Genomic DNA, 18689 nt, shown 5'->3' with positions numbered 1-18689 from the left:
ACCAAAATTCAAAAGAATATATATTTTAATATGCAAATAAAATTTAGATATTAATAAAAATAAATAAAATGAACTTTAAGCACAAACTCTCATGTACTCAAAGTTCATTATTCCGATTATTAAAGATATTTTTTCTCTAACTCCTCTAATATTGAAGTATATTTTTTCATAACTTCAGTATTTGCATCTTCAAATTCAACACACTCTGCATTTACCTTTTCAATGATTTCTTGCTTTAATTCTCTAGTAGCAAATTTATATATTACATTATCTTCTTTGTCTATATGCCTTTCTAAAAGATGAGTATAAGAAATGGCATTAGCAATAATATCTAATATAGCTTCTTTATTACCTGATTTTAAATTTTCAAGTGCTTCACTTAGTCCTGTAATATAAAGTCTTCCTAAATCATGTTCTACAAGCATACCATATTTCACAGTCTTCTCTGCAATAAGTCCAAGCTCCTCCACCATCTTATTAAAAAGAATTACTTCTTCTTTTTTATGGTGATGTGCATCTGCATAATTTCTAATGAAATCTATCATCTTATAGAAATCTTCATAATTTACATTCTTTTCTTCTAGAGATTTGTAAGTAGCTTTTCTAACTACAGTAAGCATACGTTTAATATACTTATGCTCTTCCATCATTAAATCTATAGCATTCATCTTTTCTCCTCCTACTTTCTTTTAATGATTTGAGTTCCATCTCCTAATTCCTCATATTCATAGTTACCATTAACTTCATTAACAAAGGCCTTAATCCATAGTCCTCTTAAGCTATAGAAATAAGAAACATCTCCAGATTCTCTATTCCATATGTCCTTATGAACACAAATTCTTCTACTCCACTGTACCATATATTCTGTAGACACTAGAACCTCATTCACTCTATCACATGGCATTCCATCTAATATATAGTCATTTATTCTATCATATATATCCATAGCATTACTTGCTGGGTCTAATTTTTCTTTAACTTCCTTAGCAGCTTTCATTCCTTGATGAATATAAATATTTTCTAATTTAGCCTTAACTTTTTCATTACTATTTAGTAATTTAGTTGTCCAAGCTGCCATTCTTCCCTCTGCTGAATGTATTTTCCCTTGTAGCCACCCATGGATATTACTTGTATCTATCATATCTTCTAAAGGAAGATTTGGCAGTTTTTCTCCATGATTTTCATTAATCTCCTTAGCTAATGAAGATACATCTAGTCCCTCTTCCTTAGCTAGATTAATTATTTCTTCCTCTAATCCTTCAAACCATAATATTTTGTTAAATAACCAATAATGTACTTTTCCAAGATATAAACTCATATTTTCTCCTCCTACATTTAAATAATTTTAAAACTCAAATCATGTTTATCTTCTATATTGAAATTACTTTATAACGCTAGTTTCAATATAATTGTAAATCATAATCCTTTAGTTAAATATATTTTAACCTGCTTAATTTATATTAACCTTTATAAGCAGATTATATTTTATTAATCTCTACATCTATGAGTTTATATTAATATCTTTATAATTTCGGTAACATTGGTTACCAAAGCAAATTAAAAGCCAATATATCAAAACTCTTTATGATATATCAACTTATAAATTATATATTCATCCTATATATAATTTACATTTAATAGTTCTTCAAAATCTTCCCTAGGCATAGGTTTTGCAAATAAATATCCTTGGGCCATTTCACATCCTATCTCTTTTAAGAAATCAGCCTGTTCTCGCGTTTCTACCCCTTCACAAATTACTTCCATATTAATATTTTTCGCCATATCAACTATACTTTTAACAATATCTTTACTCCTCTGTGAATTAGTTGTTTCATCTAAAAATGCTTTATCTATCTTTAAGGTATTAGCTGGAAACTCTTTTAAAAGATTTAATGATGAGAATCCAGATCCAAAATCATCAACAGAGATTTTAAATCCTACCTTTTTTAAACCTATCATTTTTTCTATAAGCCTATCAGCATTTTTCATAAAAGCACTTTCCGTTAATTCAAACTCTACCAATTTAGGATCTATGTTATAGCTTTTAACTAACTCATTAATATCCTTGACTATATTGGGATTATTAACATGAAATCTAGAAACATTTAATGATATTGGAACTACACTTTCTCCATTATCTAATCTTTCTCTTAAACACTGCAATACACTTTTATAAACATACATATCTAAATTTACTATAAACCCATTTTTCTCAAACAAAGGTATAAATTTCACTGGAGGAATTAACCCTTTCTCAGGATCCTGCCACCTAACTAAGGCCTCAGCACCTACAATTTTCTCTGTATTTAAATCATATTTAGGTTGATAATAAACCTTATATTCTCTATTTATAAGAGCCTTATACATTTTATTTTCTATTTCTAATTCCTCAATAATTTTATTTTCAAAACACTTATCATAAAAGGCAATTTTATTTGTATGAGAACCTTTAACTGATTTACGTGCTATATTAGCTTTATTGATAATATCTTCAACCTCTATATCATTAGAATTAAATATATAGATCCCACTTACAACTATTAACCTATAATTTTTTGCAAAAACTTTTTCTAATTGTCTAAAAATATTTTCAAATTTTGTTAACCTATCAATTAATTCTTTTTTATTTGTGTATTCTACAAGTATTAAAAAATTATCTGCAGATACTCTTGCAAAAATTTCATTTTCCCCCATTGAGTTGTATAATTTATTGGATATTGCACAAATAATTTTATCTCCTTCTTCATATCCTAAATTATCATTTATAAACTTAAATTTATCTATGTCACTGTATATAAGCGCATAGGATTTTCCTTTATTAGTCTCAAGTATCTTTTTAGCTCTAACTTTAAACTTATTAGCATTCCATAGACCTGTAAGTGGATCTGTAAATGCCATTTTTTCATAATACTTTGTTCTTCGTTGTTTTACATAAAAAAATATCAAAAGAGATATTATTACTAATAAAGATATAAAAATAATAATTTCTAATCTATATTTAACTAGTACTACCTTTAAATTTATTGGAATAGATTCTTGTACTACATTTTTCATAATAATATCTACTCTAGTTTTTTCATCTATAACATTAATAGCCTTATTAAGTATAGGTATTACTAATGAATCTATATTAGGATTTACTCCAATTGATATATTATAACTTAAATTCCCAATATTCATTGATTTTAAATTATTATCTTTTATACTGCTAATAGCAATATTGGCTGTGTAGCTGTCTAATACTGTTATATCTACTTTTCCCGATTTAACTGCATTAATACAACTAATATAATCATTGTAATACTCAATGTTGTATTGTCCAAATTTATTTTTAAAAGCTTCTTTGTTGATTTTCATATCATTAGGTATAGCTATATCCACATTCTCTGTTTTTATATATTCTTCTCCTTTTCCAACTATAACTAAAGGTAAGGATATATATGGGTTAGTTAATATAATGTCTCTAGAATGTGTATTTTTTTCAATACTAGATTCACTAGCTATTAAATCTACTTTTCCATTTGCCATTAATTTTATAGCTTCTTCCGTATTTTTTACCTGTACATATTCAAATTCTATACCTATTTTTCTAGAGATTTCTTCTAACATATCTCTTACTATTCCAGAGAAGTCACCCTTACTATTCCTATATTCTATAGGACTTAAATAATCTTTATAAGCCACTTTTAACACCGGTTTTCTTTTTATAAAGTCAACCTCTCTTGGAGTAAGTAATGGTTGTTGATTTAAAATACTATTACCATAATATTTTTCTCGTAATTTCATATCAAAATTTAAATCATCTAGTTTTATCTTCCTTAATGCTTCATTAAGTTCATTAGTGATATCATTACTACCCTTTTGCGTTATATAATAAAAAGGGTGAATATCGCATTTGGCAACTAATCTACCACTATTCTGATTTGAAATGCTTCCTAAAACTATAGCATCCACATTACCTAATTCCATATCCGCTATCATTTCTTCTTCAAAATCATAATATACTTTTTCATAAGAAAAATTATTTTGTTTTGCATAACCTTCAAAGACTGTATTTTGAAAACTTTCCTTTAAAAATCCTATTTTCAAGCCATTGAATGCTTCAAAATCTTCATAAAATACACTGTTATTTTTACTTGAAACATACATAGTTGTAAGTTCTATTCCATTTGAATATTCTACATAGTCATATATCTTGCTTCTATCCTCGGTGTACTGAGCCCCACATAACAAATCTATCTCTCCTTTAGATAGCTTGTCTAATAGTTCTGGCCATGTATAATATACATATTCATAATTCCAATTAGTATATTTTGATATTTCCTCAAGATACTCTACTCCGTACCCTGAAAAAAGTCCATCTTTATCTTTTTCAATGAAAGAAGGATAATCATAATAACCTACTTTAATTATCTTGCTATCAGTATCTGAAAACGCTATCATCGTCATAGCTATGTTTGTAATTATCAAAAATATTAGTGTTACGCACAGTAATTTAAATTTTCTCATCATATCCTCTTTTCCTATTGCAAATAATAATATATTTAAATACCACTATAATTATCGTACTTTAAAATTATATCTTAAAGCAACATTTATTATAATGATGAAATAAAATTTTATTTCACTTTCTCCTATAAAAAACAGGTTTTAGATTCGTAAATACAAATCTAAAACCTGTTTTAATTTCTTTTAAAAATATAATTATATTCAAAAATTAAAAATTTGATGACTATCCTAATGCATTTCTATCTAATTTTTTGAACTCTACCAACTACTCCCCCCTCAAGCATTACCTTAATACCTCTTGGATGTACTGAAGAATTAGTTAATAACCTTGTAACTATTCCCTCTGTCAATTTTCCAGTGCGTTGATCTTCCTTCTTTACTACTAAGACCTTTGAGCCTATTTTTATATCTGATCTTTTAGTTCCATTCATAGTTATTTCTCCTTACTTCTTGAATAGATCTCCAAGAGCTGCAAATGGATTATCATTAGCTGCTTCTTGTTCTGCTTCTTTTTTCATTTTCTTCATATAGTTATTAACATCCCTCTTATCAACTTTTCCACCTTTTTCGAATCTCTTATTAAATTGGGATGCCTTTTCTCTAAAGTTACAGTTTGCCCCTGGGCATACATAGATTTGACCTTCTCCGTGTCCTTTAATGGTAAGTTTTTTCTTACATTCTGGACAACGAGCATTGGTAGTTCTACTAACACCTTCTCTGTGACCACATTCTCTATCTTGGCACACATTCATAACTCCAGTTTTAGTCTTAACCTCTAACATGTATTTTCCGCACTTAGGGCATTTTGCACCTGTGACATTTTCATGAACAAACTTATTACCATTGACTTTAACATCTTCAACTAGAGCTCTTGAATATCTTCTCATCTCTACAATGAAGTCCATGGCATCTTCCTTGCCTTTACTAATATCCTCTAGCTGACTTTCCCACTTAGCTGTTAAAAGTGGTGACTTAAGATCACTTGGAACTAATTCTATAAGTTGTTTCCCCTTAGATGTTGGAACTATTTCCTTACCTCTTTTTTCTATAGAAAATGAGTTAAATAATTTTTCTATAATATCTGCTCTTGTAGCTACAGTGCCTAATCCACCAGTTGCATTTAAGGTCTTTGCTGCATCCTTTGAAACATTAATATATTTATGTGGATTTTCCATAGCAGAAAGTAATGTTCCCTCGTTAAATCTTGCCGGTGGCTTAGTTTTACCTTTATTTATATCTACAGAGTTTATCTTTAATTTATCTCCAATATTCAGCTTTGGAAGTACTTGATCCTTTAACCCATCTTCTTCGCTAGAATCCTCCATATCTTCTCTATCATATAGTGCTTTCCATCCTTTAGATTTTATAACTTTTCCTTTAGCTACAAACTTCTCTCCAGCTATTTCTGTCGCTATATTAGTTTGTAAATATTCAAAAGGTGGCATCATAACACTTAAAAATCTCTTAACTACTAAATCATAAATATTTCTTTCCTCTGAACTTAAGTTAGACATATTAGGACTTTGCTCTGTAGGAATTATGGCATGGTGATCTGATACCTTACTATTATCTACAAAGCTCTTGCTTGGAGTAATCTTACCCTTTAGTATATTTGTAGCTGCTGCTCTATATACTCCTATAGATATAGCTCTTAATCTCTCTAGAAGTGTAGCTACTATATCTGTAGTTATATATCTTGAATCCGTTCTTGGATAAGTTAATATCTTATGATTTTCATAAAGTCTTTGCATTATAGAAAGGGTCTGCTTTGCAGAATATCCCCAAATTTTGTTGGCATCTCTTTGGAGTTCTGTTAAGTCATAAAGAGCAGGTGATGGCTTTTTCTTTAGGCTTTCAGTTATATCTATAATACTTGCTTCTTGACCTCTAACCTTAACTAGGGTTTTATTAGCTACTTCCTCATTAAAAGTGCTTTGATAATTATTCTTATCAACCCATTGTAGTGAAAATTCTTTAGCCTTGGCAGTAATTGTATAGTAATCCTTAGGAATAAAGTTTTTAATATCTTCTTCCCTTTGAACTATCATGGCTAAGGTTGGAGATTGAACTCTTCCTGCTGAAAGCTGAGCATTGTATTTACAAGTAAGGGCACGAGTTACATTAAGTCCTACAAGCCAATCTGCCTCTGCTCTACACACCGCTGCCTTATATAAATTATTATAATCTTTACCTGGTTTTAAATTTTTAAATCCATCTAAAATTGCCTTATCTGTCTGAGAAGAAATCCATAATCTCTTTAGTGGTTTTTTTACTCCAGCCTTTTCTATTGTCCAACGTGCCACTAACTCTCCTTCTCTTCCTGCATCTGTTGCAATAACTATCTCATCTATATCATTTCTTAGCATTTGCTTTTTTACTTCATAAAACTGCTTTTGGGTCTTTTTTAAAACTGTAAGTTTCATATGCTTTGGAATCATGGGCAAAGTTTCCATGCTCCATTTTTTATATTTGGCATCATAGTCCTCAGGATCTTGTAGTCCCACTAAGTGACCTAGTGCCCAAGTTACCACATACTTACTTCCCTCTATGTATGCACCCTTACTCTGATTGCATTTTAAAACCTTAGCTAAGTCTCTACCTACTGAAGGTTTCTCTGCTAGTACTAATATTTTTCCCATCTTTTACTTCCTCTCTTATCTACAGTATCTATATAAAGTATTATTAACTTATTAAGCTAAATCTTATCTTTTGTATTATATCATACTTTACCTTAGTTTAAAGAGAGTTCTTTGCTTCAGGGTGAGTTATTACTCCCACTGAAGCTTAGAAATCCTTATCCAGGGACGTAGCAGCTCTTTACTCCCATTTTTAAGAAGATAGGAGTATTAGAGCTGGTAGTCATCGGATAAAGAGAAATGGTAAAAGAAGGCTATGAATCAAAGTCCATAGCCTTCTTAATATATTTATTAAACCTATTTTACATACATTCCACTTGGTTTTTCAGATAAATTAACCATAATATTCTTCATTTGAGTATAAGCATCTAGGACAGATTTATGAGTTTCTCTACCTATTCCTGAGTTCTTATATCCTCCAAATGGTGCTCCAGCTGGGAAACTATTATAAGTATTTACCCAAACACGTCCTGTTCTAATACCTCTAGCAACTTGTATAGCTTTATTAATGTCTCGAGTAAATACTCCTCCACCTAAACCGTATTCGCTATCATTTGCCATGGCAATTACTTCATCTATTGTCTTGAATTTAATAACAACTCCTACAGGTCCAAAGATTTCTTCTCTAGCAACTCTCATGTCATTAGTAACATCAACAAGTAGAGTTGGTTTCATGAAGTAACCTTTAGCAGCATCGCCTCCAGTGTATCTTTCTCCACCTGTAGCTACTTTAGCTCCCTCTTTCTTACCGATTTCTACATAGCTAAGAATTTTATTAAGTTGAGCCTCACTTACTTGTGCTCCCATTTGAGTATTATTATCTAATGGGTTACCCACCTTAACCTTTTCAAAAGCTTTAACTGCTTTTTCTATAAATTCATCATAAAAATCTTCTTGTACAAAAATTCTAGATCCCGCTGAGCAAACTTGTCCTTGATTAAACAGAATTCCTAGTTGAAGTCCTTCTAAAGCTATATCTAAATCTGCATCTTTAAAGAATATATTAGCAGATTTACCTCCAAGTTCTAGAGTTGCAGGAATGATATTTTCAGCTGCTGAAAGTCCAATTTTCCTACCTACTTCTGTTGATCCAGTGAAGGCTAATTTATTAAGGCCTTTATGATGTTGTAGGTATTCTCCACTTTTAGATCCTCTGCCTGTAACTATATTAATTACACCCTTTGGAACTATATTCTCTATTAATCTCATAAGCTCAAGTACACTTAATGAAGTTGTGCTTGATGGTTTAAATACTGAAACATCCCCTGCTGCTAATACTGGAGCAAGCTTCCATGCAGCCATTAAGAATGGGAAGTTCCAAGGTACTATTTGTCCTACAATCCCAATTGGTTCTCTTAATATTATGTTTAAAGTATTTTCATCAAGCATTGTTGAACTACCCTCATCTGAACGAATAACTCCAGCAAAATATCTAAAGTGATCTGCTGCAAGAGGTATATCAGCTCCTGTAGTTTCTCTAATTGGTTTTCCGTTATCCATAGTTTCAATAGTAGCTAAATACTCTGCATTGTCATCAATGGTATCTGCAATTTTGTTTAACACATCTGCTCTTTCAGCAACTGTTGTTTTTCCCCAAGTTATGAAAGCTCTTTCAGCTGCTTTAACTGCATCATCTACATCTTTTTCTGTAGCATCTGCTATTTCAGCTAAGAATTCTCCAGTAGCAGGATTGTAAGTTTTCAATACGCCTCCATCAGAAGCCTCTCTCCATTGACCATCAATATATAGTTGATATTTTTCTTGCAATTTTATATTCATATTAAATCCTCCTTGTTCATTCTTATAATGATTTAGATTTTTTCTATCTCTTAATTTAATTTTATTATAATCACAAAATATCTTTCTAGGAAGTAGGCACTTTATTCTCATTAACTATACTTTTTGTGACATAGTATCATAAATGATACTATTATATTAATAAATAATATTAGAAAATCTTATAATAATGTAAATAGTGGATTTAAAATTTAACATATATAAAATTCATGGTATAATGCAGAGTATGTTATAGACTTTTTTATATGTAGTTACTTTTTTATACTATAATATTATAAATATACTATTAGGACGGTGAATATAATGGATAAGAATTTGCTATGCATATTTCCTAGACATGAAGAATGTCATATGAGGAATCAATGAACTAAGTACTCTACGTGCCCCATGGTGGTGGTACAAAATCTTCTATCTGGTAAATGGAAATTATTAATTTTATGGTATTTAAGTTATGGTACCTTGAGATTTAGTGATATTAAAAAGAGGTTACCTAAGGTAACTCAAAAAATGCTAACTTCACAATTGAGAAGTTTAGAAGAAGATAAGCTTATATCTAGAAAAGTATACCCTGTAGTCCCACCTAAAGTTGAATATAGTTTAACTGAAGTTGGTAAAGAAATCATACCTATTCTAGAAATGATGCATTCCTTTGGAAGTGAATATTTAGATGCTGGTTTATTAAATACTGAAGAAAAGGATGAAGATAACACTGATTTAAATTAGTTAGATCTTTCTATTTAAATCTATGTAATAATTGAAGAAATACATATAAACAGATTTCTTAATATCAGTATTTTTGATACTTAGAAATCGTTATCCAGGGACGTAGCAGCTCTTTACTCCAACTTTAAAGAGATGGGAGTATTAGAGCTGGTAGTCATCGGATAAAAAGTGCCCAATGCTAATTAGCATTGGGCACTTTTTATAACATTTGTGTAATCTCAATATATTGGTAGCAGAGTGGTACAACATTTAATTATTTTCTTTTGTCCATTTAGATTTTAAAATTGACATTTCATATAGGCTCCAATAACCGTCCTTAGCCTTTCTTACATCCTTTAATAATTTTTCTATTACAAAACCAACCTTTTCATAGCATCTAACTGCACCCTTATTAAAATCAAAAACTCCAAGAGTTATTTTCTCAAATTCCCTATCTTCAAATCCACTTCTTAAGATTTCCTTTAATGCCAAAGCACCTATACCTCTACCTCTTTCCTTTTCTTTTCCAATTAAAAATCTACATACCCTAGCAATCTTATTTTCTCTATCTATTTCACGCAGCTCCACTGTTCCTATAATTTCTTCTGTACTAATGGAAATTATCTTATATATATAGGTATCTACCACTTCCTTATTTTTCTCATCTAAGAAATACTTTTCTACTTGAGAAAGGGTTAATGGATACTCATATAAAGGTCCAGCCCATTGCAATAGATCATTAGCAGATTTATTCCTATTCCATTCCACAATTTTATATAAATCTTCTTTTTTAATTAGTTCTAATCTTATCATTTCATATCCTCTATTTCTTATAATTAGTAACTCTAAGACTTATTAGAGTATAGTGTCTTATTTAAGATTTTCTGAATAAATTTTGTCTTTCTCTCGCAGTAAGTATCAGCATCGTATCTATATTCTTTAGCTAGCTTTGTTTTCAGTGCTGCATAATCCTCTCGTGCATCTCTATTTGTTCTAAGATGATTTCTTAATGCAATATGCTCTAAATATCCTTTACCATCTTTAGGACATACATATAAGTGATATGGCATAAATCTATTTTTCACATAACTAAAAGCCTCTCTATCTTCAATGCCTAAATTACCTTCATGATGATATCCAGCTTCTTCTAACCTCTTCTTTATTTCAGGGAAATTATCATAACTATCCATAACCACATCTATATCGATGATAGGTTTTGCAGAGAGCCCTTCCACTGAAGTACTTCCAACATGTTCAATTGATAAAACCAAATCTCCAATATAAGAATTTAGCATGTCCCTAATTCTTTCAAATTCTAACTTCCATTTTTCATTATAAGGCTCAATGACAATAACTTTTGTTCTAATTGACATAGATTTATACCTCCTTTACACATCTAATGTAGTACACCCTACCCCTACTTATTTTATATTTGTTTCATAATGCTCTTCATTAAGTCTCACTATTTCAATTTCTTTTATATTCTCATTCAATTTCAATGCTAAACTTTGAATTCCAAAGAACTCGGTGAAAGTATGACTACCGATAATAAGATTTATCCCTTTAAACTGAGCATATTGAATGGTATACAAATTACATTCACCTGTAATGTATACATCACACTTATTTTCGACTGCTTCCTTAAGGCAATCTGTTGGCCCTCCATTACCACAGACTAAACCTACCCGCTTCACTTTTTCGTCATTAAACTTCCAAGATTTAACTGGTTCTTCAAGTAGATTTTCAATTTTTTTTACTAATTCATTAAACTCAATTTCTTCATCATATTCTGCCACTCTACCAAAATATAATCCTTCCCATTGGTGGGTTCTTTTAACATTTTCTAAATTCAATTTTTTTAACAGACTATCATTTGTTCCAAAGTTACAGTCATCAAGTGGCAAGTGATTATAGTAATGACTTATACCATACTCTTCTAGTTTTTCTCTGCATGCCTCTTTTAATCCATATATTTCATCCCATGCATCGTGGTGTGTCACCATCATATCAACCCCATGAATTCTTGCTTCCTCTATAGTTTCAAGGGTTAGGTTAACACAGTATCCTAATTTTTTAACTTTTTTACCTGCATGATATGTAATCCCAGATTCATTAGAAAAGATTTCCTTACTTGTTACATTAAAAAGTTCATTAATTCTTTCAACAATATGTGAAACGTCCATATACTTCCCTCCAATTTCTTCCTTGCATTCAGTTATATTTTCAACTGTAGTACAGAAACTTGTACAAGTTAAACAATGACTAATAATTGCAAAAACAATTATCCTAGTCTTAAAAATTTCATTTCCTATAAAATTAAATGTTAAACCACTGTCTATAAAAGGTACTAAAAATGTCCATATTAAAAAGTCTTAACTTTTTTTCTATCTATATCAACAATTCGAGTTCTAGTATCAGCTTTAGATATAAATATTTCTTCTCCATTACTATCTATGCAATAGGAAATAGGAATAGATATATCACAATTTCTATATGAACCATCTGCATGACTTGTTCCAATTACAATGGTTTTATAGATTCTAGCAATATTTTTCGCCTCTGTTATCCACTGTTGAAATTGTTCATCACTAAACATTCCTACACCAATTGGATGAGCAATAAAGTTTATAGTTTCATTAACTCTTTGTAAATCTCTAACACCTTTCAAAATTTCCATACATAGTAAATAACCAATATTCATTTTATTATAATTAACCACTAAAGGATTATATAATTTCTCATTATCATATGGTGGTGTTTTAGCTCTCTCTAATATTTTCTCTCCAAGATTATTGATTATTACTGCTCTATCTTTGTTATTCATTCTATAAGACGTAATAATCATCACTCTATATTCTTTTGCAATGTTACAAACATCCTTTAATAATTCTTCATTAGCCAAATACCCTTCAGGATATAGTACAATATCAACTTCCCTATTATTTATTATTTCATTACTAATCTGCTTAAGCCCATTTTCATGTAGTGGTTGTCCTATTAATATCTTCATCTTCGCTCCCCATTCCATAGTTAAATATTATCTTGCCATTAGTTTAATCATAGAACCCTCTACTAATTTAAATCATTTAAAGATTTAATTATAGGGTACTTACTTTCAATATCATTCCTATCATATCTATCAATTAGAATTGGAATCATACCAAAATCTTCTGCCGCAACAAGATTTGATTCACTATCATCTATAAAAATTACTTCCTCTGGTTTTACTCCGATTTCTTCAATAGCTATTTTAAAAAGTACCTTTTCAGCTTTATAGGAGCCATAAATTGATGACATAACAAATGTAGAAAAATATTTTCTTAGACTCTTATTAATAAATACTCTTTCTAAGGATGGCCATGTATCTGAGACAACCCCTAAAATATATTTATCTTTTAATCTTTGTAGCCCAGGTTCCACATCATCAAAAAAATAAAATTTATCATCATTATATACATTATCACTTGCCAAAGAATTAATTATTTCCTCATTTATACTCGCATACTTTATTTCTTTTAGTACTATTTCATAAAACTCCTTGAACATCGCAAATTCATCTTCTTCTGTTTTTACTAATAACATTTTATTAATATGATCACAGGCTTTATTCATTGCTTCACTTAATTGATCTTCTGTATATTGAAAGCTTGTGTCATTAATAATATTAAAAAAGTTAGGTGTAATAAACCAATGTCCTGTTCTAGGTACATTTAAGGTTCTTCCTGAATCAAATAAAATAGCTTTAATGTTGTTCATATTCATTATAAATTTCCTCCAAGCCCACAGTAAACATTTTCATTGTTTCTGTGTATACTTATTTATTTTCCCTCATATTGAATTCTTCTACATTTAGCATAATTATGGAATTTTCTATTTTTCCATCAACTGTTGAATATTGAAGGTTAAAATAAAGATTATTCTTAATAAGACCCAACTGTTCTTTATTGAATAATTGTTGTGAACTAATTTCTCCTATACTTTTATTCAACAAAAGTTCACCAGATAAAGACGTTCCTTTATTATCCCATCCATTTGAAACTGCTTTTGATAAAACTATATCTTTATCTCCTTCTTTATCTAAATAGATACTTTCAGAATATGATTCAATTTGTTCTTCTTTTCTTCCTATATACTGTATATTGCCGCCACTAACTATATGCTTGTTAGGAAATAGAATAATTAACCCTTCTGTTAATCTTATATCTGTGTTTTCTCCCTGAAATGAATACACTTTAATCTAACTTCTTGTGGTACATCAAGATAAATTATAAAATCTAAATACCTTCTTATCTCTTTTCTTTGTAGAAATATCCCTTCTAAAAGCAAAACAGTACCACGTTCTATTAAAACTTGTTGTTTAATATATCCATCATTTTCTTTATCATATAACTCTATTAATTTATATATTCCATCTCCTCTTTTTACAGGTGATAAAATTTCTTTCACTAAATAATCATATCTCCACTGTATATTGTAATAACAATCCCATTCTTCTTTAGACTCATCATATCTAATATGTTTTCGATGTATAAAATCATCAATATGCAACATATAAGTATGATATTTTTCCTTCTGTAATTGCACTTTTAATGAATTAACTATTGTGCTTTTACCCGCTCCTCCTAATCCATCAATTCCAATAACATAAATTCTATTAGAAATTTTTTGGTTTCTTAATTCCCTTAATAAGCACTCCATTTAAGACTCCTCGCTAAATAATATTATTATTTTGCTTTTTTATCATTTCTTCAAGCTTATTCATCCGTAAATTAATCTTCTGAAAATGTTGTAACATTCTTTCTTCATGCTTTTTTATCTTTTCGGGAATGTAAACTGTAATATTATAAATTACCCATAATATTAATATAATTAAAATGTATTCCAATGCTTTGCCTCCTACATAATATCTAACTTGTAAATAGCAATTCTTTTATTGCATCTATAATTGCATCTGGTTGAGTTTCATTTATACAGTGATTACTATTTTTAACTACTCTTACATCACTCTTACTGGATAACTCTTTTAACCCACTAGAGAGTTCTTGTGATAATCTTTCAATTCTTTCTGCTTCTATTTTAGGTATTCCTTCTTCAATCATTTCATTTATAGAATAAACTGGGTCTTCAATTAGTACTATTAATGGACAATCTGGAAAATTACCATATTTACTCATATACTTTACATTACTTCTCAAGTCTTTTATTTCAGAGAGTTGATTTATATATATTTCTGGTCTTACATGAAACTCCATAAGTTCCTTTTTCATATTAATTGGTAATTTAAAATCTACTTCTGATAATTTAGGTTTCACCTCTTCTATTAATTGTTCTTTACTATACTTAGAATATGTTGTCCATAACTTTATGTAAACTTCATCTGAGGTACTTTCATCCGATATTGGAGTTTCTAACTTATCATATCCATCCTCTCTATTCATTGAAGCAGATTCAACAAGTACTACACTATCAACTTTCTCAGGATACATTCTTGCAAAGTGTTGAACACACAGTCCGCCATAAGAGTGTCCTACCAATATAACTTTTTCTTTAATATTTAAGTTATCTAATAATATATTTAAATCCTTTGCAGTTGTCATTGTATTACTACCTTCACTATTAAGCCCACTATTTCCAACACCAGCTCTATGAATTGCAATGACTTTTGTATATAAGGATATATTATCTATAATATTTATCCATTCATAAAAACTTCCACCCATTCCTGGCATAATTACTACTGTTTTCTTACTATTTCCTTTAATTAAATATTCTAACTTTCTTCCCTCGATATCCATTAACTTAATCATAATCTAAACTCCTTAGACTAATTATTTTTGTATATTTTTACAATATATAATTATTATACCTTATTATTAACTATATCCCTATAACTTTTACACATTTTTACTCTTTTAAATCTTAAAAAGATTAATTATAATAAATCTAATTTACTTTTTATAAATCATACACATTAAAATGAATAATGCTATAATTTATTTATTAATGATAATATTGTATTGGAGGGAATTTTAAAATGAAAGTCTTATTAATAAACGGTAGTCCTAATGAAAAAGGATGTACTTATACTGCTTTATGTGAAATAGCAATGGAACTAGAAAAAGAAAATATACAATCAGAAATATTCCATGTAGGAAAGGCTCCTATTAGAGGCTGTATGGGATGCGGTTACTGCTATAAAAGTGGTAGTGAAAAATGCGTTTTTAATGATGATACTGTTAATATTGCTTTAGAAAAAGCTAAGGATGTTGATGGATTTATCTTTGGTTCTCCAGTTCACTATGCTGGTGCTTCTGGTATGATTACATCATTTTTGGATAGATTTTTCTATGCAGGTAGTGGATTTGAATATAAACCTGGGGCTGCTATTGTAAGTTGTCGTAGAGGTGGTTCCTCTGCTACCTTTGACCAATTAAATAAATACTTTACTATATCAAACATGCCAATAGTTTCTTCACAATATTGGAATATGGTTCATGGCAATACTCCAGAAGAAGTAAAACAAGACCTTGAAGGTATGCAAACAATGAGAACTCTTGGTAAAAATATGGCTTGGCTATTAAAATCTATAGAGACTGGTAAAAAAGCCGGAATATCCTTACCTAAAAAGGAAGAAAAATTAAGAACCAACTTTATAAGATAAAATGAAAACAAAAGTGCTTTTCAAAATATCTTACTAATTTCATGTAAGATGTCTTGCCAAGCACTTTCAATTTATTTATATAAAGTTCACTTTACTCTTCATATCCTTTTGGATTTTGGCTTTGCCATCTCCAAGAGTCTTCACACATTTCTTTTATGCCCTTTTCAGCTGTCCAGCCTAACTCTTCATTAGCCTTTCTTGGTTCTGAATAACAGGTCGCAATATCACCAGGTCTTCTTGCAGTAATTTTATAAGGAATTTCTCTTCCACTAGCCTCTGAAAATGCCTTAACTATATCAAGAACACTATATCCATTTCCTGTTCCTAAATTATAAGTTACAAGACCTGAATTAGTTTTTAATTTTTCTAATGCTTTTAAGTGACCTTTAGCTAAATCTACTACGTGAATGTAATCTCTAACTCCTGTACCATCTGGTGTGTCATAATCATCCCCAAATACACTAAGCTCCTTAAGCTCACCTATAGCAACCTTTGTAATAAAAGGCATTAAATTATTTGGAATACCACATGGATCTTCTCCAATAGTTCCACTTTCATGGGCCCCTACTGGATTAAAGTAACGAAGTAATGCTATATTCCATGAATTATCAGAGCTATATAAATCTCTTAAAATTTCTTCTAACATTAGCTTTGTTCTTCCATATGGATTTGTAGCAGATAGTGGTGCTTCCTCTGTAATTGGAATAATTTTTGCATCTCCATAAACAGTAGCTGATGAGCTAAATACAAAATTTTTAACTCCATATTTTCTCATTAATTCTAAAAGTACAAAAGTGCTAGTTAAGTTATTGTGGTAGTACTCTAGGGGCTTAGCCACAGATTCTCCCACAGCCTTAAAGCCTGCAAAATGAATTACTGAATCTATAGTATTTTCACTAAAAACCTTGTCCATATCTTCCTTGTTTAAAACATCATATTTATAGAATTTAGGCTCTTTTCCTGTAATCGCCTTAATTCTACCCTTTACTAACTCTTTACTATTACTTAAGTTATCTACAATAACAACTTCATACCCCTCTTTTAATAGCTCAACAGTAGTATGACTACCGATATAGCCCATTCCTCCAGTTACTAAAACTGCCATGTAATACACTCCATTCTACTTTATTTATGTCAAATTTTAATTTATACCATAGCATTTAACCATATTGACAATGCTCAGATAAATATCTTCGTATACAATTATATCTCAAATTGTAAAATTATTAAAGAAAAAAGAGCTATTAGTTAAGCTCTTTATTTAAAACCTTCAAGAATTCCTTCATAGTATCTTTATCTACACTATAAAAAATTTTATTATCTACCTTTTCCATATATACTAATTTAGCTATAATTAAAGCATTCATGTGATAAGAAACAGTAGCTGTAGTAAGAGAAAGAGCCGCTGCAATTTCTTGCCCAAACATAGATTTTTTCTTAAGCATCTTTATAATATTAAATTTACTTTTATCGCTTAGACACTTTAATCTATCAATTAGGATTTTTTCCTCATTATCATTTCCTACAGAAGCACTCAAAAGTTCATAAAACTTCCATCCAAAGTACATATATTCTCTTCTTTTATTATTAAAAACAGGGCTTATGGTTGATAAAAATGATACTGAATTAAATCTAATTATACTTGGAAAGATATAAATATCATCTTCCCACTGATCAAAGATTTTAATACCTGTGGAATCAGAGATAAATTTAGGGTTTTCTTTAATTAACTCTCTAAGATCATATATAAATTTTTCTACTTCTTTTTCCATAACCTTAAAAGCTTCCTTAAATACATCTATAGAATTTATAATCATATCAATAAGTTCGCTTAAATACTCCTTTGGATTTTGAGAAATAACCGTAAGCCACCACTTAGATTCACTGTCTAAAGTACATCTTTCTATAAGATAAGGCATAAATTCTTTTTCTGCATCTAAGCTAGATAAATCATCCTTATCAGGAAAATCATCTCTAAGATAATCATCTTGACATAGAATTTCCTTCATAGCAAGTTCCTTTAGTTCCATGGAATCTAAATTGCGAATTCTACTACGTCCCTCAATTAGTTCCTTCTCGGTTATGTTGTTAACAAAAATACTAGCTATACAATGTGTTTTTTCATGAACTTCACTAATATCATTAAAGAATATCTTAAGTCTATCCATAGGTATCTTATTTCTAGTCTTAAATTTTTCGATAAATTTAAAAAAGCTTTTTAAATCCTTATTCATATATTTATCTATATCTTCGCCATACTTTTTAAAACTGTCCTTCAGCTTGTTAACTATTTTTTCTTCATTAACTATAAAATAAAGAGTATTTTTCACTTCCTCAATTAAATTAATGTTATTCTCTACTATATATTTCATATGAAACTCCTT

At 29.6% G+C, this 18689-nt stretch carries 19 protein-coding genes; 2 read left to right on the top strand and 17 right to left on the bottom strand.

What is annotated here, in order from left to right; all coding sequences use genetic code 11:
* Nucleotides 1–119: 119 nt before the first annotated feature.
* The 6 genes from B3086_RS04855 to B3086_RS04830 all read right to left on the bottom strand — a co-directional run bounded on the left by B3086_RS04855 (nucleotide 120) and on the right by B3086_RS04830 (nucleotide 8924).
* On the bottom strand, nucleotides 120–668 hold the full coding sequence (locus tag B3086_RS04855; RefSeq protein WP_346848896.1) for a hemerythrin domain-containing protein: 549 nt from the start codon (nucleotides 666–668) through the stop codon (nucleotides 120–122).
* Nucleotides 669–679: 11 nt separating this feature from the next.
* Nucleotides 680–1318 (bottom strand): hypothetical protein, encoded by a 639-nt coding sequence (locus B3086_RS04850; RefSeq protein ID WP_346848895.1) that lies wholly within the window; start codon nucleotides 1316–1318, stop codon nucleotides 680–682.
* A 299-nt stretch (nucleotides 1319–1617) separates the two neighbouring features.
* On the bottom strand, nucleotides 1618–4512 hold the full coding sequence (locus tag B3086_RS04845; protein WP_346892892.1) for an EAL domain-containing protein: 2895 nt from the start codon (nucleotides 4510–4512) through the stop codon (nucleotides 1618–1620).
* A gap of 236 nt (nucleotides 4513–4748) precedes the next feature.
* Nucleotides 4749–4940: a YwbE family protein gene (locus B3086_RS04840; RefSeq protein ID WP_346848893.1), complete on the bottom strand. Its 192-nt coding sequence runs from the start codon at nucleotides 4938–4940 to the stop codon at nucleotides 4749–4751.
* Nucleotides 4941–4952: 12 nt separating this feature from the next.
* A complete protein-coding gene (locus tag B3086_RS04835) occupies nucleotides 4953–7148 on the bottom strand; it encodes a DNA topoisomerase III (RefSeq protein ID WP_346879689.1) in 2196 nt (731 codons plus the stop codon).
* A 294-nt stretch (nucleotides 7149–7442) separates the two neighbouring features.
* The gene (locus B3086_RS04830; protein ID WP_346879690.1) at nucleotides 7443–8924 is read right to left on the bottom strand and encodes an aldehyde dehydrogenase family protein; all 1482 of its coding nucleotides are present in this window, start codon (nucleotides 8922–8924) and stop codon (nucleotides 7443–7445) included.
* A 405-nt stretch (nucleotides 8925–9329) separates the two neighbouring features.
* Between B3086_RS04830 and B3086_RS04825 the strand changes: the two genes are divergently transcribed.
* Nucleotides 9330–9665, top strand: coding sequence for a winged helix-turn-helix transcriptional regulator (locus tag B3086_RS04825; protein ID WP_150842901.1), 336 nt, complete (start codon nucleotides 9330–9332; stop codon nucleotides 9663–9665).
* A gap of 249 nt (nucleotides 9666–9914) precedes the next feature.
* Here B3086_RS04825 and B3086_RS04820 read toward each other — a convergent pair whose 3' ends face one another.
* The 9 genes from B3086_RS04820 to B3086_RS04780 form a co-directional block, all read right to left on the bottom strand.
* Complete coding sequence (locus B3086_RS04820; RefSeq protein ID WP_346848890.1) at nucleotides 9915–10457, bottom strand: GNAT family protein; 543 nt, start codon at nucleotides 10455–10457, stop codon at nucleotides 9915–9917.
* Nucleotides 10458–10489: 32 nt separating this feature from the next.
* Nucleotides 10490–11017 carry a GrpB family protein gene (locus B3086_RS04815; protein WP_150842902.1) on the bottom strand — a complete coding sequence of 176 codons (528 nt, stop codon included), beginning with the start codon at nucleotides 11015–11017 and terminating at the stop codon, nucleotides 10490–10492.
* A 48-nt stretch (nucleotides 11018–11065) separates the two neighbouring features.
* Entirely contained in the window at nucleotides 11066–11827 is a 762-nt protein-coding gene (locus tag B3086_RS04810; protein WP_346877878.1) for a Nif3-like dinuclear metal center hexameric protein, read from the bottom strand.
* 179 nt (nucleotides 11828–12006) lie between these two features.
* Nucleotides 12007–12654, bottom strand: coding sequence for a hypothetical protein (locus B3086_RS04805; protein ID WP_346848888.1), 648 nt, complete (start codon nucleotides 12652–12654; stop codon nucleotides 12007–12009).
* 62 nt (nucleotides 12655–12716) lie between these two features.
* Entirely contained in the window at nucleotides 12717–13406 is a 690-nt protein-coding gene (locus tag B3086_RS04800; protein ID WP_346848887.1) for an HAD-IA family hydrolase, read from the bottom strand.
* Between the two features lie 52 nt (nucleotides 13407–13458).
* Nucleotides 13459–13875, bottom strand: a complete 417-nt coding sequence (locus B3086_RS04795) for a hypothetical protein (RefSeq protein WP_346892890.1) — start codon at nucleotides 13873–13875, stop codon at nucleotides 13459–13461.
* Nucleotides 13842–14342 (bottom strand): adenylyl-sulfate kinase, encoded by a 501-nt coding sequence (locus B3086_RS04790; protein WP_346892888.1) that lies wholly within the window; start codon nucleotides 14340–14342, stop codon nucleotides 13842–13844. The genes B3086_RS04795 and B3086_RS04790 overlap by 34 nt, the downstream gene beginning before the upstream one ends.
* 13 nt (nucleotides 14343–14355) lie before the next feature.
* Complete coding sequence (locus tag B3086_RS04785) at nucleotides 14356–14529, bottom strand: hypothetical protein (protein WP_346848884.1); 174 nt, start codon at nucleotides 14527–14529, stop codon at nucleotides 14356–14358.
* Between the two features lie 22 nt (nucleotides 14530–14551).
* Nucleotides 14552–15451 carry an alpha/beta hydrolase gene (locus B3086_RS04780; RefSeq protein WP_346848883.1) on the bottom strand — a complete coding sequence of 300 codons (900 nt, stop codon included), beginning with the start codon at nucleotides 15449–15451 and terminating at the stop codon, nucleotides 14552–14554.
* Nucleotides 15452–15678: 227 nt separating this feature from the next.
* Here B3086_RS04780 and B3086_RS04775 point away from each other — a divergent pair, with 227 nt between their 5' ends.
* Entirely contained in the window at nucleotides 15679–16305 is a 627-nt protein-coding gene (locus tag B3086_RS04775; protein WP_346848882.1) for a flavodoxin family protein, read from the top strand.
* 91 nt (nucleotides 16306–16396) lie between these two features.
* Here the strand turns inward: B3086_RS04775 and galE are convergent, their stop codons facing one another.
* The gene (gene galE, locus B3086_RS04770) at nucleotides 16397–17410 is read right to left on the bottom strand and encodes a UDP-glucose 4-epimerase GalE (RefSeq protein WP_346848881.1); all 1014 of its coding nucleotides are present in this window, start codon (nucleotides 17408–17410) and stop codon (nucleotides 16397–16399) included.
* A 139-nt stretch (nucleotides 17411–17549) separates the two neighbouring features.
* Entirely contained in the window at nucleotides 17550–18677 is a 1128-nt protein-coding gene (locus B3086_RS04765) for an ArsR/SmtB family transcription factor (protein ID WP_346892886.1), read from the bottom strand.
* Between the last annotated feature and the right edge of the window lie 12 nt (nucleotides 18678–18689).

The organism is Clostridium sp. UBA871, from assembly GCF_002295255.1.
Classification (GTDB): Bacteria; Bacillota; Clostridia; order Clostridiales; family Clostridiaceae; genus Clostridium_J; species Clostridium_J sulfidigenes.
This window is presented reverse-complemented; position numbering and strand designations above follow the sequence as displayed.

Bases quoted from the DNA above. Each gene is read 5' to 3' on its own strand.
- galE (WP_346848881.1), bottom strand. From the start codon at position 17,410: ATGGCAGTTTTAGTAACTGGAGGAATGGGCTATATCGGTAGTCATACT.
- B3086_RS04840 (WP_346848893.1), bottom strand. From the start codon at position 4,940: ATGAATGGAACTAAAAGATCAGATATAAAAATAGGCTCAAAGGTCTTA.
- B3086_RS04800 (WP_346848887.1), bottom strand. From the start codon at position 13,406: ATGAATATGAACAACATTAAAGCTATTTTATTTGATTCAGGAAGAACC.
- B3086_RS04855 (WP_346848896.1), bottom strand. From the start codon at position 668: ATGAATGCTATAGATTTAATGATGGAAGAGCATAAGTATATTAAACGT.
- B3086_RS04825 (WP_150842901.1), top strand. From the start codon at position 9,330: ATGGTGGTGGTACAAAATCTTCTATCTGGTAAATGGAAATTATTAATT.
- B3086_RS04775 (WP_346848882.1), top strand. From the start codon at position 15,679: ATGAAAGTCTTATTAATAAACGGTAGTCCTAATGAAAAAGGATGTACT.
- B3086_RS04820 (WP_346848890.1), bottom strand. From the start codon at position 10,457: ATGATAAGATTAGAACTAATTAAAAAAGAAGATTTATATAAAATTGTG.
- B3086_RS04850 (WP_346848895.1), bottom strand. From the start codon at position 1,318: ATGAGTTTATATCTTGGAAAAGTACATTATTGGTTATTTAACAAAATA.
- B3086_RS04830 (WP_346879690.1), bottom strand. From the start codon at position 8,924: ATGAATATAAAATTGCAAGAAAAATATCAACTATATATTGATGGTCAA.
- B3086_RS04805 (WP_346848888.1), bottom strand. From the start codon at position 12,654: ATGAAGATATTAATAGGACAACCACTACATGAAAATGGGCTTAAGCAG.
- B3086_RS04845 (WP_346892892.1), bottom strand. From the start codon at position 4,512: ATGATGAGAAAATTTAAATTACTGTGCGTAACACTAATATTTTTGATA.
- B3086_RS04810 (WP_346877878.1), bottom strand. From the start codon at position 11,827: ATGGACGTTTCACATATTGTTGAAAGAATTAATGAACTTTTTAATGTA.
- B3086_RS04765 (WP_346892886.1), bottom strand. From the start codon at position 18,677: ATGAAATATATAGTAGAGAATAACATTAATTTAATTGAGGAAGTGAAA.
- B3086_RS04790 (WP_346892888.1), bottom strand. From the start codon at position 14,342: ATGGAGTGCTTATTAAGGGAATTAAGAAACCAAAAAATTTCTAATAGA.
- B3086_RS04835 (WP_346879689.1), bottom strand. From the start codon at position 7,148: ATGGGAAAAATATTAGTACTAGCAGAGAAACCTTCAGTAGGTAGAGAC.
- B3086_RS04780 (WP_346848883.1), bottom strand. From the start codon at position 15,451: ATGATTAAGTTAATGGATATCGAGGGAAGAAAGTTAGAATATTTAATT.
- B3086_RS04815 (WP_150842902.1), bottom strand. From the start codon at position 11,017: ATGTCAATTAGAACAAAAGTTATTGTCATTGAGCCTTATAATGAAAAA.